This is a genomic window from Streptomyces sp. NPDC053673 (genome assembly GCF_055585225.1).
This window is the reverse complement of sequence record NZ_JBVJKN010000002.1, coordinates 223,743-236,770: the sequence shown is the minus strand read 5'-3', so window position 1 is coordinate 236,770 and position 13,028 is coordinate 223,743. Positions and strand designations below refer to the sequence as shown.

Annotated in this window: 11 protein-coding genes; 7 read left to right on the top strand and 4 right to left on the bottom strand. The window is 71.3% G+C overall.

Annotation, left to right across the window (positions count from 1 at the left end; genetic code table 11):
* Positions 1-125 precede the first annotated feature (125 nt).
* Positions 126-1,403, top strand: coding sequence for an ABC transporter substrate-binding protein (locus ACZ6ZQ_RS04305; protein ID WP_469767026.1), 1,278 nt, complete (start codon positions 126-128; stop codon positions 1,401-1,403).
* Between the two features lie 156 nt (positions 1,404-1,559).
* Here ACZ6ZQ_RS04305 and ACZ6ZQ_RS04300 read toward each other — a convergent pair whose 3' ends face one another.
* Entirely contained in the window at positions 1,560-2,966 is a 1,407-nt protein-coding gene (locus ACZ6ZQ_RS04300) for a hypothetical protein (RefSeq protein WP_469767025.1), read from the bottom strand.
* A 324-nt stretch (positions 2,967-3,290) separates the two neighbouring features.
* Positions 3,291-4,673 carry a transcriptional regulator gene (locus ACZ6ZQ_RS04295; protein WP_469767024.1) on the bottom strand — a complete coding sequence of 461 codons (1,383 nt, stop codon included), beginning with the start codon at positions 4,671-4,673 and terminating at the stop codon, positions 3,291-3,293.
* A gap of 243 nt (positions 4,674-4,916) precedes the next feature.
* Here ACZ6ZQ_RS04295 and ACZ6ZQ_RS04290 point away from each other — a divergent pair, with 243 nt between their 5' ends.
* The 5 genes from ACZ6ZQ_RS04290 to ACZ6ZQ_RS04270 all read left to right on the top strand — a co-directional run bounded on the left by ACZ6ZQ_RS04290 (position 4,917) and on the right by ACZ6ZQ_RS04270 (position 9,880).
* On the top strand, positions 4,917-5,627 hold the full coding sequence (locus ACZ6ZQ_RS04290) for a bifunctional DNA primase/polymerase (protein WP_469767023.1): 711 nt from the start codon (positions 4,917-4,919) through the stop codon (positions 5,625-5,627).
* Positions 5,628-5,669: 42 nt separating this feature from the next.
* Positions 5,670-6,488 carry an ABC transporter ATP-binding protein gene (locus ACZ6ZQ_RS04285; RefSeq protein WP_453666370.1) on the top strand — a complete coding sequence of 273 codons (819 nt, stop codon included), beginning with the start codon at positions 5,670-5,672 and terminating at the stop codon, positions 6,486-6,488.
* Positions 6,485-8,089: a transporter gene (locus tag ACZ6ZQ_RS04280; protein ID WP_469767022.1), complete on the top strand. Its 1,605-nt coding sequence runs from the start codon at positions 6,485-6,487 to the stop codon at positions 8,087-8,089. Before ACZ6ZQ_RS04285 ends, ACZ6ZQ_RS04280 begins: the two co-directional genes overlap by 4 nt.
* A gap of 29 nt (positions 8,090-8,118) precedes the next feature.
* Complete coding sequence (locus ACZ6ZQ_RS04275) at positions 8,119-8,985, top strand: hypothetical protein (protein WP_469767021.1); 867 nt, start codon at positions 8,119-8,121, stop codon at positions 8,983-8,985.
* A gap of 454 nt (positions 8,986-9,439) precedes the next feature.
* A complete protein-coding gene (locus ACZ6ZQ_RS04270) occupies positions 9,440-9,880 on the top strand; it encodes a subtilase-type protease inhibitor (RefSeq protein WP_469767020.1) in 441 nt (146 codons plus the stop codon).
* Positions 9,881-9,949: 69 nt separating this feature from the next.
* Here the strand turns inward: ACZ6ZQ_RS04270 and ACZ6ZQ_RS04265 are convergent, their stop codons facing one another.
* Together ACZ6ZQ_RS04265 and ACZ6ZQ_RS04260 are read right to left on the bottom strand one after the other, a co-directional pair.
* Positions 9,950-10,813 (bottom strand): alpha/beta fold hydrolase, encoded by an 864-nt coding sequence (locus ACZ6ZQ_RS04265; RefSeq protein ID WP_469767019.1) that lies wholly within the window; start codon positions 10,811-10,813, stop codon positions 9,950-9,952.
* Positions 10,814-11,351: 538 nt separating this feature from the next.
* Positions 11,352-12,044 (bottom strand): metal-dependent transcriptional regulator, encoded by a 693-nt coding sequence (locus tag ACZ6ZQ_RS04260; RefSeq protein WP_469767018.1) that lies wholly within the window; start codon positions 12,042-12,044, stop codon positions 11,352-11,354.
* A 166-nt stretch (positions 12,045-12,210) separates the two neighbouring features.
* Here ACZ6ZQ_RS04260 and ACZ6ZQ_RS04255 point away from each other — a divergent pair, with 166 nt between their 5' ends.
* Entirely contained in the window at positions 12,211-12,966 is a 756-nt protein-coding gene (locus ACZ6ZQ_RS04255; protein ID WP_469767017.1) for an SIS domain-containing protein, read from the top strand.
* The last annotated feature ends 62 nt before the right edge of the window (positions 12,967-13,028 follow it).

Sequence of the window (13,028 nt, the reverse complement as noted above, 5' to 3'; positions counted from 1 at the left end):
CACGCCCTCGATCGTACGTTCCCCACAATTGGGCGATCTCCGCCCCCTGGAATTCACCTTGCCGTCACTCGTCGTTGAACCATCACCATTCCTGCGTTACCCGTGAGGCGGAAATGTGCAGGGTCATGACCAGTCGGCGACGCCCCTCCTCCCCCCGCCCCTACTGGACCGCGACAGCACTCGCTGCGTGTGTGGCGGCGGTCGGGGCGTCGCTCACCGGCTGCGGAGTACTACCTGGGGGCTCGGACGGCTCCAGAGATCCGATCACGGTCATGACCTTCGCCCCCGACGAGACCCGGGCAACCAATATGCCGGGTATGCCTGCGATGGCACAGGCCTACGCCAAGTACGTCAACGAGCACGGCGGTATCGACGGCCACGAGCTGCGCGTCCTCACCTGCAACGAGCACAACACGACCGCGGGCGCCGCCGCCTGCGCCCGGCGGGCGGCCGAAGAGGACGTGGTCGCGGTCGTCGGCTCGTACAGCCAGAACGGCCGGGCCTTCATGGCGCCGCTGGAGGCGGCGGGCATTCCGTACATCGGCGGCTACGGGCTCTCCGACGAGGAGTTCAGCAGCTACCTCTCGTACCCGGTCAACGGCGGCCAGGCCGCGCTGCTCGCCGGCAACGGCCTGCAGCTGGCGGACAGCTGCCGGAAGGTCTCACTGGTGCGGCCGGACACGATCCCGGGCGACGACCTGCCGGTGCTGCTCAACGCCGGGCTGTCCGGGGGCGACCGCGAGCCGTCCACCGACATCAAGGCGGCCGAGGACGCCACCGAGTACCTGGACCAGGCCGAGAAGGCGCGGGAGAAGGCCGGCAAGAAGAAGGGCTGCGTCACTGCGGTGCTCGGTGAGCGCACCTCGAACTTCTTCGACTCCTTCCGGCGACTGCCGGAGGACGACCGGGAGGTACGGATCTCCTCCGTGCTGACCTCCGTGGGCCAGCCGCTCATCGACCGTACCGGCGGGGCGAACGGACCGTTCGAGGGCGCGTACATGACCGGCTGGTACCCGGACGCCGGTGATGCCCGCTGGGGCCCGATGCGGCAGGTGATCCGGGACCACGCCTTCGGCGACGACCGGATCGACCCGGCCGACGCGGGTGTTCAGACCACATGGATCGCCTACACCGTGCTGAAGAAGGTCGTCGAGTCGCTCGACCGCAAGACGATCACCGCCGGCGCGATCTCGCACGCCCTCGACGGCGGCGTCCGCGTCGACACCGGCGGCCTCACGCCCCCGCTCCGCTGGCGCTTCGAGGACATGCTCGGCTCCAGCGGCTATCCCCGCGTCATCAACCACAGCGTGACCTTCCAGGTCGTCCGCGACGGCCGCCTGGTCGACCAGAAGCCCGGCTTCGTGGACGTGGGCCCCACAATGCGCGACGCCCGCACGACATAGCCCCTGGTTCGCGGGCAGTGGTTCCGCATGGGGCTCCCCGCAAGGGGCTCCCCCAGGACGGAGTCCTGGGGGAGGTACGGCTGGGCACAAACCACCCACCGGCCCGCGGACGAACGACGGCGCCCGGGACGGCCAGAGCCGCGTCTGGAGCCGCGTCTAGAGCTGCGTCGGCCCGCGCTCCGTCAGCCCGTACTTCTTCGCGATCTTGTTCCAGAGGCCGGACGCCTCCCGCTTCGCCGCCGTCGCCTCGCCGCTCGCCTTGTTCGCCAGGGCTGTCTGGCGCGTGTTACGGGCCTTGCCGTCGTGGCAGCCCTTCTTCTCCTTCACCTGGCCCGCCCACTCCGCGTAGTGGTCATCGGCCGATGCGGACGCCTCCCACGCCTTCTTCAGGGCAGCCGTGAGCGCCTCGTTGTCCGGCAGCTTGTCCACGGTCAGGCCGTCCAGGCGGGTCACCAGCCCGCGGCGCTGCTCCGCCGCGCCGCGCAGATCCGTCGCCGCCTGGTCCAGGTTCTGGCAGGACTTGATCGACTCGACCGACCGGATCACTGCGGCTCGGCTGTCGTTGCTGTCCGCGAGCAGCTTGTCGAGCGCCTCGGCCTGCGGCTTGCCCGGGTCGGCGGCGTCCTGCGTCGCCGAGCCCGACGCCGGCGAGGTCGCGGCGGCGATCGTCTTGTCGTCGTCCTGGGCCTTGTCGTCGCCACCGCCACCGAACATCAGCGCGCTCGCGCCGAGACCCAGCACGGCACACCCGACGACGACCGCGGCGATCACCGGCACGCGCGAGGAGCGGCGCGGCTCGGGGTCGTACGTCTGCTGAGGTCCGTGCGGCGGCACCGGCGCCTGCGGCGGCGCGTACTGCCGCTGGTGCGACGCGGCCCCCGGCTCGGCGCCGAAGCGCGGCATCTGCTGCGTCGAGTCCGCCCTGTGGCCCGCGCCGTCCGCGCTGCGGAAGAGGTTGTCGAACTCCGCGGGAGGCTGCCGCTCGTCGGGCGCACCGGGCCGAATGCCGTACGGGGCGCCCGGCGGCGGGGCGGGGACGTGCTGCTGCGAAACGTTCTGCTGCGGTACGGGCGGAAGGTACTGCGTGGCTTCCGCTTCGCCCTGCGCGGCGAGCGGGCGCGTCCCCAGGAACTGGGTCGACTCGGCGGGAGCCTCCGGCGGCAGCGCCCCGGCGCCGGGCGGCACAGGCGCGATGTACTGCGTGGCGTCGGCAGCGGACGGGACGGGCGCGATGTACTGCGTGGCGTCGGCGTCGGCGGGCAGAGCCTGCGGCATCGGCTGTGGCGTGGCCTGCGGCATCGGCTGCGGCTGCCCGTACGGAGCCGCCGTACGCGGCGAACCCGGCATGCCCCCCGCACCCGGCATCTGCTGCGGCGGCAGCGGCTGCGCCTCCTGCCCGGGCCCCCAGGGCGCCCCCCAGGGGGTCCCACCCGCCGGGGCGACCTGCTCTCCGCTGACTCCCGGTATCCAGGGCTCACTGCCGTCCGCGGGCAGCACGACACCTTCGTGCGCGGGCCGCGCGGCCGGGAGCTGCGCCTCGTCACCCTGTCCGCTGTGCGTCACCGGGACTCCTACGTGTGGACCTACGGAACCGTCGGTTCACGCTACCGGGTGGGTCAGGGGGTCCGCACACACGTGTGGGACGCGTAACAAGAACGCTCCCGAAGACGCTGTTCACGCGTCCCCGCTCACGCCCTCGCGAAGGGAGGTGTTCCGGGGCAGGGCCCCGGAACACCTCACCGGCCCGCACGCCCCGTACAGCCCCGACGCCACAGCCGACCCGTACGACCCGGACACCCTGTGCAGCCCAGCCGCCCCGTACGACCCATACAGCCCGGAGGACTCAGCCGGCCCGCACGCCCGGGACGCCCCGCACGCCCCGCACGCTCACGCCGCCGCCATCTCCACCCTCGCCCCGAACTCCCGCACCGCCGGCTCGTCCGCGTACGGCTCCAGGCGCTGCTGCAGGTCGTCCAGATACTCCGCGCCCCTGCTCGACCGCAGGGTGCCCAGCAGTTCCACCGCTCGTGTGCCCGTGTGACAGGCCGCCTCGACCTCGCGCTGCTGGACCTGGGCCGTGGCCAGCAGCACGAGGCCGATCGCGCGGCGGCGGGCGCGCGATTCGGGGTGGCCGTCGAGGGAGTCGGTCGCGCTGCGGGCCGCCGCGTCGGCCTGGCCGAGGTCGCGATGGCAGTGTGCGAGCTCGTCGGAGAGATAGGCGTGGTCGAAGTGGGCGATCCAGGCCGGGTCGTCACCGGACTCGGGATCGGCCCGGTCCAGCGCGGCGAGCGCCTTGCCCGCCACCTCGTGGCAGGCGCGGGCGTCGCCGAGCAGGGCGTGCCCCCGCGCCTCCGCCGCGTAGAACATGGCCTCGGCCCGCGGCGTGACCTGACCCCGCGCACCCTCCTGCGCGGCCCGTGCCAACTGCGCGATCTCCCGTGGGTTCCCGAGCTGCGCCGCGAGATGGCTCATGGACGCGGCCAGGACGTAGCCGCCGTACGCCCGGTCGCCCGCCGCCTGCGCGAGCCGCAGGGCCTGGATGTAGTAGCGCTGTGCGAGCCCGGGCTGGCCCGTGTCCACCGCCATGTACCCGGCGAGTTCGGTGAGCCGCGCCACCGCCGCGAAGAGCTGCCGGCCCACCGGCTCCCGGTACGAGCCGGAAAGCAGCCCGGACACCACGCTGTTCAGGTAGTGGACGACGACCGGCCGCACGTGCCCCGCCCCGAACCGGTGGTCGAGACCCGTGAGCGCCTGCGTCATCGCCAGCACCGCGTCGACGTCCGACACCCCCACCCGCGCCCCGCCCTGCCGCGCCACCTGTGCGTCCGCTCCGGTGATCAGCCAGTCACGGCTGGGCTCCACGAGCGCCGACGCCGCGACGGTCGACCCGGACAGGAAGTCACGCCTGCCCACGTCACTGCGCCACAGCTCGCAGACCTGCTCGATCGCGCCGAGCACGGTCGGCGCGAACTGCAGCCCGACCCCCGACGCCAGGTTCTTGCCGTTGGCCATGCCGATCTCGTCGATCGTGACCGTACGTCCCAGCTTGCGGCCCAGCGCCTCGGCGATGATGCCCGGCGCCCGCCCGCGTGGCTGCTGTCCGCGCAGCCAGCGCGCCACGGACGTCTTGTCGTACCGCAGGTCGAGGCCGCGCTCCACCCCGACCATGTTGACCCTGCGGGCCAGCCCGGCGTTGGAGCACCCGGCTTCCTGGATGAGCGCCTGCAGCCGTTCGTTCGGCTGGCGGGCGACGAGTGGCCTCGCTGCCATGACTACCCCCTGTACCGGACCGCGCTGATCGTGATCTTCACTTGATCACTTCCCGGCGTTATCCGGAGAATGCCAATGAGCTCGGACGATTACGGGTGAATGCCGCTCCCGCAACTGGCTACCCTCCCGCCCGGCCCTGCCCGCACGCGCGCCCCCGCCCATGCACCCATGCGCCCCAAATGCAGGATCGATGCGCCATGCCCCGGCCGTGCGCGGCCGTAACCCGCGGTGGTGGCGGGAGTTGTGTTCATCGTGAAAGAGACCATCGAAGAGTCAGTCGGCGGTTCCATCGGCGTCACGGAGGCCGCCCAGATCCCCAAGCAGCGGGGTGAACAGCTGCTGGACAGCGCTGTTCGGTACGCGGAGCAGCGTCACTGGGACGTGGTCCCGGGCACCTGGCTGGAGGCCGTCGAGGGCGCGGAGAGGTGCTCGTGCGGCGCGGAGGCATGCGTTGCGCCGGGGGCGCACCCCTCCCGGCCGGACTGGTCGACGCAGGCGACGGGCAGCGCCGTGGCCGCGCGCCGGCTGTGGGGGAAGCAGCCGAAGGCGTCGATCCTGCTGCCCACGGGGCGGACCTTCGACGCGCTCGACGTCTCGGAGTCCGCCGGTTTCCTGGCACTGGCCCGGATGGAGCGGATGGATCTGGCGCTCGGCCCGGTGACCTGCACCCCGGACCGGCGGATGATCTTCTTCGTGCTGCCCGGCGCCGCCCTGAAGGTCCCTGATCTGGTACGGAAGTTGGGCTGGGCGCCCAGCTCGATCGACCTGGTGGCACGCGGCGATGGCCACTATGTCGCGGCGCCGCCGACCCGCGTCGGCAGTCACGGCGCGGTGCAGTGGGTGCGCAGGCCTACGCCCGCGAACCGCTGGCTCCCGGACGTGGAGGAACTCATCAGCCCGCTGGCATACGCATGTGGACGGGAGGCAGCCGCCGAGCGGGACCGGCGATCGTAATGTTGCTCCCGTAGAAACGGGGACAACGGAAGGCAGCAGACCATGCCGGACCAGACGGAGAACAGGGCGGGCGGTACGCCGGGAACGGCGCCGCCCGCCGTTCGTGTGCAGGGGCTGTGGAAACGATTCGGCGAGCAGATCGCGGTCGCGGGCATCGATCTCACCCTGCCCGCAGGTAAGTTCATCGGCCTGGTCGGCCCGAACGGCGCGGGGAAGACGACCACTCTGTCGATGGTGACCGGGCTGCTCCGCCCGGACCAGGGCAAGGTCGAGGTCGTCGGCCACGACGTCTGGCGCGACCCGGTCGAGGTGAAGGCCAGGATCGGTGTGCTGCCGGAGGGGCTGCGGCTCTTCGAGCGGCTGTCGGGGCGGGAACTCCTGGCGTACACCGGCCGGTTGCGGGGGCTGCCCGGCGAAGAGGTCGACAAGCGGGCCACGCAGCTCCTGGACGTACTGGATCTGGCGGGGGCGCAGCACAAGCTGGTCGTCGACTACTCGACAGGCATGCGGAAGAAGATCGGCCTTGCGGCGGCGCTGCTGCACAATCCCCAGGTGCTCTTCCTGGACGAGCCGTTCGAGGGTGTCGACCCGGTTTCGGCGCAGACGATCCGTGGGGTGCTGGAGCGTTACACGGCGTCCGGGGCGACCGTCGTGTTCTCCAGCCATGTGATGGAGCTGGTGGAGTCGTTGTGCGACTGGGTCGCGGTGATGGCGGCGGGCCGGATCCGGGCACAGGGGACGCTCGCGGAGGTGCGGGGCACGGCGTCGTCGCTGCAGAACGCGTTCCTGGAGCTGGTCGGCGCGGGTGACCGCGACACCGGTGACTCGCTGGAGTGGCTGGGCGGCGGCGGTTCGCGATGACGACTCCGACGACCGGGTCCCTGACTCCCGTCTTCGTACGGCTCAAGCTCTCGCTGCTGACCAACGGGCTGCGCCAGTCGTCGGGCCGTACCGCCGCGTTCATCGCCTCGGCGGTCGTGGCGCTGCTGATCGCGGCAGGGCAGCTCTTCGGTCTCGTCCTGCTGCGCGGCACGGAGAGCGCGGCGTCGCTGGTGGTGCTGCTGGTCGGTGTGCTCGCGGTGGGCTGGGCGTTCATGCCGCTGTTCTTCCCGAGCGGTGACGAGACGCTCGACCCGACCCGGCTGGTGATGCTGCCGCTGCGCCCGCGGCCGCTGGTGTCGGCTCTGCTGGTGGCCTCGCTGGTGGGGATCGGCCCGCTGTTCACGCTCTGTCTGGCGGTGGGCGGCGCACTGGCACTGGCGCACGGTGCGGCGGCGGTGCTGGTCGCGGTGGTGGCCGTCCCGCTGACCCTGCTGGTGTGCGTGGCGCTGGCGCGAGCGGTCGCGGCTGCCAACATCCGGCTGCTGACCAGCCGCAAAGGCCGCGATCTGGCCGTGTTGAGCGGTCTGGTGATCGCGGTGGGCATCCAGTTCGCGAACTTCGGCGCGCAGCGGCTCGGGCGGGCGGGCGGCCTCTCGGCGCTCGAACCGGTGGCGTCGGTGGTGCGCTGGATCCCGCCGTCGTCGGCGATGGGCGCGATCGACTCGGCGAGTGCGGGCTCGTACGGCATCGCCGTCGCACAGCTCGCGCTCTCCGCGGCGGCGCTGGGAGGGCTGCTGTACGGATGGCAGCACAGTCTCACCCGGCTGATGACGGCCCCTGACGGCTCGACGCTCGCCGCCGCGTCGGAGCCGAGCCGCCGGGCGACCTCCACGGGGCTGCACCGGCTGCTGCCGGGCGGCCGTACGGGCACGGTCATGCAGCGCAGCCTGCGCTACGTCTGGCGCGATCCGAAGACGAAGACGGCCTGGGTGACAGCGCTGGTCATCGGCATGATCGTGCCGCTCTTCAACGCCCTCCAGGGCACCGGGTCGATCTACTTCGCGTGCTTCGCGTCGGGGATGCTCGGCATCCAGATGTACAACCAGTTCGGGCAGGACACGTCCGCGTTCTGGATGGTCGCGCAGACGATCTCGTCGCCGCGGGACGCGTACCTCGAACTGCGCGCCCGTGCGCTGGCGTTGCTGCTGATCACGCTCCCGTACACGGTCCTGGTCACGGTCGCCACGGCGGCGCTGCTCAGCAACTGGAGGGCGCTGCCGGAGGCTCTGGGGCTCGCCTTCGCGCTGCTGGGGGCGATGCTGGCGACGGGTGCGGTGGCGTCGGCGCGATTCCCGTACTCGATCCCGCAGGACAGCGCGTACAAGAACGTCGCCCCGGGGCAGGGCGGTCTCGCATGGATCTCCATCTTCGGCGGAATGGTGGCCTCCGCGCTGCTGTGCGCGCCGCTGATCGCGCTCACGATCTGGCTGAACGCCGCGAGCGCCGAGTCCGTGCTGTGGAGCCTGCTGCCGCTGGGCATCGTGTACGGCGCCGTGGTGGCGTGGGGCGGACTGCGGGTAGCAGCCCGTCAGACGGCGGAGCGGCTGCCGGAGATCCTGACGGCGGTCAGCAAGGGGTGAGCTTCGTGCCCTGACGTACGGTACGGATCATGTCCATGCCTCCTCCGCCTCAGGGGTACCCGCAGCACCAGGGGTATCCGTCGCAACAGCCGTACGGGCCCCCGCAGTCACAGCAGGGACAGCCGTGGCCGCCCCAGGCGCCCTACCCGCAGCACCAGGGGTATCCACAGCACCCGCAACAGGCGCCGTACCCGCCCCAGGTCCCCTTCCCGCAGCAGCAGGGCGCCTGGGGCGGGCCGCCGCCGATGCCGCCGAAGAAGACCCGGAACGGCCTGATCCTGGGGATCTCCGCCGCGATCGTCGTCGGGATCGTGGCGCTCAGCTGGGCCGGCAACAATCTGGGCCGCCTCGGAGCCTCCGGTTCCTTCCCGGCGGCGACGCACAAGATCACGCTCCCGAAGACGCTGCTGGACGGCCGGTACACGCTGACGCAGGATCACTCCGAGAAGAGTGAGGCGGAGCTGGCGGGCACGAGCGAGTCCAACATCCGCGGCGCGAAGGGCGTCGCCGGCCAGTACACGTCCGTCGACAAGGGCGGAACCGGCGTACTGGTCCTCTCCGGCCTGTACGGGCGGATCAAGAACCCGGACCTGGCCCGCGACAAGATGCTGGAGGGCGCGGCCGAGGCGGACGGTGCGACGGTCGCCGTGGCGCCGAAGGACATCGAGGTGACCGGCTCGGACGTCACCATCACCTGCCAGGTCCTGACCATGGAACAGCCCGGGGGCGAGAAGAGCCCCTTCGCCATGTGCGCCTGGGCGGACGACAACACCAGCGGCTCCATCGCCGAAGTCACGGCGAAGACCGCGGCGCAGAGCCCGGAGTCCATCGATCTCGACGCGGCGGCCGCGAACACGCTGAAGGTGCGCGAGGAGACCAGGAAGCCCATCGCCTGACCCGATTGTGCAGACCGCGTGCAGAGGGTGGAGGCGGGCCGGGGGACCGAATCACCGCGGGGCCGGGGCGGAGTGCGACGCTCCGTCCCGGCCCTTCGCTGTATACGAAGGCGTACGCCGGCCCACATCGTGAAGCGCCGCGGAACGGGTGCGCCAGGCCCGGGCGAGGCGCTGCTTTCCGGTCGAACGGCCGCCGGGGCCACTGTTCAAAGATGGAACCAATTTCCTATAGCGGCAGGTCAGAGGGTTGTTCCGGCTTGTACCACCAACGGATGTCCATATGCTGGACAACGCCTCGCGCGCCCCCTATACCCCTTCCGAACTGGCCGAACGACCATTCGATCGGCAAGCCGTGAGCGTATGCGGCCGGAAACAGGTGATAAATGTGCGATCACTGTACGCATCAGCAAGACTCCCGAGCGCAATCGCAATCACCGGCGAAGGAGCTTCACCCATGCGTTACATCCTCAACACACTCGGCGCGACGGCCTCCGCGGCCGCACTCGTCCTCAGCGGGACCGCCGCCGCGGGCGTGGCACACGCCGAGCCCGCGCAGCCCACCGGGCTCTACGCGCCGTCGGCGATGGTACTCATGGTCGGCAAGGGCGACGCTGCGTCGGCGACGATCGAGCGCGCGGTGACCTTGAACTGTGCCCCCAAGCCGAGCGGCAGCCACCCCGCGCCCCGCGCGGCATGCAAGGAACTGACCGAGGTGGACGGACAGTTCGGCCTGCTGACCGGCGCTCCCCGCCGCCCGTGTACGCGCCAGTGGGACCCGGTCACGGTCGGCGCGAGCGGTGTGTGGCAGGGCAAGCGGGTCGACTGGTCGACCACGTACGGCAACGAGTGCGAGATGCGGGAGAGCCTCACCGGCGCCACGGTCTTCAGCTTCTGACCAACCCCCGACGCGGCGGACCGGGCCAGACGGTGGACCCGGTCCGCCGCCCCTGCGGAGACGTCCGGCTCAGGGAGTCAGCACACCGTCCAGGAACGGCTCGATCGCGCCGCGCCAGGCGTCCGGCTGGTCGTAGTGGACGAGGTGGCCGGCGTCCGCGACCTCGGCGTACTGCCCGCGGGGCAGGACGCGGACCATCTCCTGGGCCTCGGCGCGGCCGAGTTCGCCGTCGAGACCGCGGACGACAAGGGTGGGGCACCGGACCTGGGCGAGGGAGTCCCAGTGGGCGTCATGGACCCAGGTCTCGCGGGAGGTGAGCATCTGGCGGCGGGAGAAGACCGGACGCCAGCCGTCCGCGCGCTCGGCCATCACCTCGGCGAAGAACTCACCGCGCGCGGGACTCGGGCGCTCCACCCAGGGGTCGTCCTCGCCGAACCACTTGCGGACGTCCGCGAGGGTCGCGAAGGGGACGGGCCAGGTACGGAACCAGTCCTCCCATTCGCGCTGGGAGGCCGCTCCCAGCGCGGAGGCGCGCATGTCGCAGATGACGAGGGCCTGGACGAGGTCGGGGCGCTCGGCGGCGAGCTGCCAGGCAGTGAGGGCGCCCATGGAGTGGCCGATGAGGGTCACCGGGGCGAGGCCCAGCTGTTCGACCGCGGCCGCGGCGTCGGAGACATACGCCGCGCGGGTGAACGAACCGTCGGCCGGCTTCTCGCTGCGGCCGTGGCCGCGCTGGTCGAGAGCGACGGCGCGGTGCCGCTCGGCAAGCCACCGAGCGGTGGCGGCCCAGTGCGCGGCACGGCCCATCAGCCCGTGCAGCAATAACACGCCCGGTGCACGGTCCGCCTCGCAGCGCCCCTTGGGCGGGTCGGCGAACTCCCAGGCAGCGAGGCGAACACCACCCGCTCCGGTCACGTCGATGCGCCGCACCATGGTCCTGGCACCCCCTTCTGTCCCCCGTGGATCTCCGAGCTCACCGAAGCGGTCGAGCCCCGCCAGACTATCGAACTTCTATTCGAAAACTGGGATCTCGCAGCCAACACCCCTCGTTCGAGTGACCATGCCCAAGGATTGACGGCCGCCGCCAAGGGGAGATCTTCAGCGGGAGGCGGACCGCTCGGGGAAACCGGTCCGAGGGGAGTGACCCTGGGAGCTCGGGGCTCCGGGTCAGCAAAGGGGAGGACAGGCCCCGGCGCCCATGGGCGCCGGGGCCCTCCATGTACGCGCACGACATGCGAACGATCGACACGTGCCCACCCCCGGTCATATGCCTCAGCCCAGCGTGGCACGCGAACCGCCCGGCCGCTGCCGTTCCGGCCGGAAAGCGCGTTCCGACGTGTGGCGAACGCACCGCAGAAAAGAGGCGCGCCCGCACCGCGTCTGCGGTACGGGCGCGCGCCCCGGGAGAGCTGAGCCCCGTCCGGGGCCCGTCTGGATCTGTCTGGATCTGTCTGGATCGGGCCCTACGACATCAGCGCTTCGCCACGAAGACGTGCGAGGCCACATCCGCCTCAAGCTCCGCGGCCTCACCACTGCTGCCCACGAGCACCCCGCCTGCCGACTCCGTCACGCTCACCACGGAGCCCGGCTGCACACCCGCGCGCCGCAGCGTGTACATCAGCTGGGCGTCCGTCTGGATGGGCTCGCCGATCCGGCGGACCACCACCGTCTTGCCCTCCGTGCCCGCGTCGAGCTCGGCCAGGCTGACCATGCCGTCGTCCAGGAAGGGGTCGGCCTCCGCCTTCTCGCCCAGCTCCTCGAGCCCCGGGATCGGGTTCCCGTACGGCGACTCGGTCGGGTGGCGCAACAGCTCCAGCACGCGCCGCTCGACCGCCTCGCTCATCACGTGCTCCCAGCGGCACGCCTCGGCATGGACCTGCTCCCACTCCAGGCCGATGACGTCGACCAGCAGGCACTCGGCGAGCCGGTGCTTGCGCATCACGCGCGTCGCCAGCCGACGGCCCTCGTCGGTCAGCTCCAGGTGCCGGTCACCCGCGACCGTCACCAGACCGTCGCGCTCCATCCGCGCCACGGTCTGGCTGACCGTCGGGCCGCTCTGATCGAGCCGCTCCGCGATCCGGGCGCGCATGGGGACCACGCCTTCCTCTTCGAGCTCGAGGATGGTGCGGAGATACATCTCCGTGGTGTCGATAAGTCCGGACATACGTGCCCCTCGATGCTGTGACATGGAAACGAGTCGTGCGCTGGCCCTGACTCAATTCTGACGCATCGCACCGACAACCGGGCCATGCCCGTGTCAAGCCCTTATTGACAGAGCAATGGTCCAGACCGCAACGTGATCCGCGACACGACGAGAAGGGGCCACCGCAATGGGCGAGAACAAACTGGCCGGACAGTTCTTCGACGCCGCGATCGGCCTGTTGGAGCGGGTACGTGACGAGGAAGCGGCGAACATCGCCGCGGCAGGCAGCACCATCGCCGACACGGTCGCCGCGGGCGGCCGCCTCTTCGCTTTCGGAGCGGGCCACTCCTCGCTCGCCGCCCAGGACGTCGTCTACCGGGCGGGCGGACTGGCCCTGATGAACCTGCTCGCGGTCCCCGGCGTCGTCGGCGTCGACGTCATGCCCGCCACCCTCGGATCGGCGCTGGAGCGCGTCGACGGTCTCGCGGGCGCCGTCCTCGACTCCAGCCCGGTCAGGGCCGGTGACGTACTGATCATCGTCTCCCTCTCCGGCCGCAACGCCCTGCCCGTCGAGATGGCCATGAACGCGCGCGCACTCGGCCTGAAGGTCATCGGCGTGACGTCGGTGGCGTACGCGACGGAGACCCGGTCCCGGCATGTCTCCGGCAGCTATCTCAAGGACCACTGCGACATCGTCCTCGACTCCAAGATCGCGCTGGGCGACGCCGAGCTGACCGCCGAGGGCATCGAGGCACCCTTCGCACCCGCGTCCACGGTCGTCACCAGCGCGTTGATGCAGGCGACGATGGCGGCCGCCGCGGGCGAGCTGGTCGCACGCGGCATCGAACCGCCACTGCTGCGGTCCGGCAACGTCGACGGCGGTCATGAGTGGAACGGGCGCGTGATGGAGGAGTACGCGGACCGGATCTTCTACCGCCGCTGAGCCGGCCGCGGAAGCCTTCCGGACCCGCACCGGCTTTCCGGAACCGCACGGGCTTTCCGGAA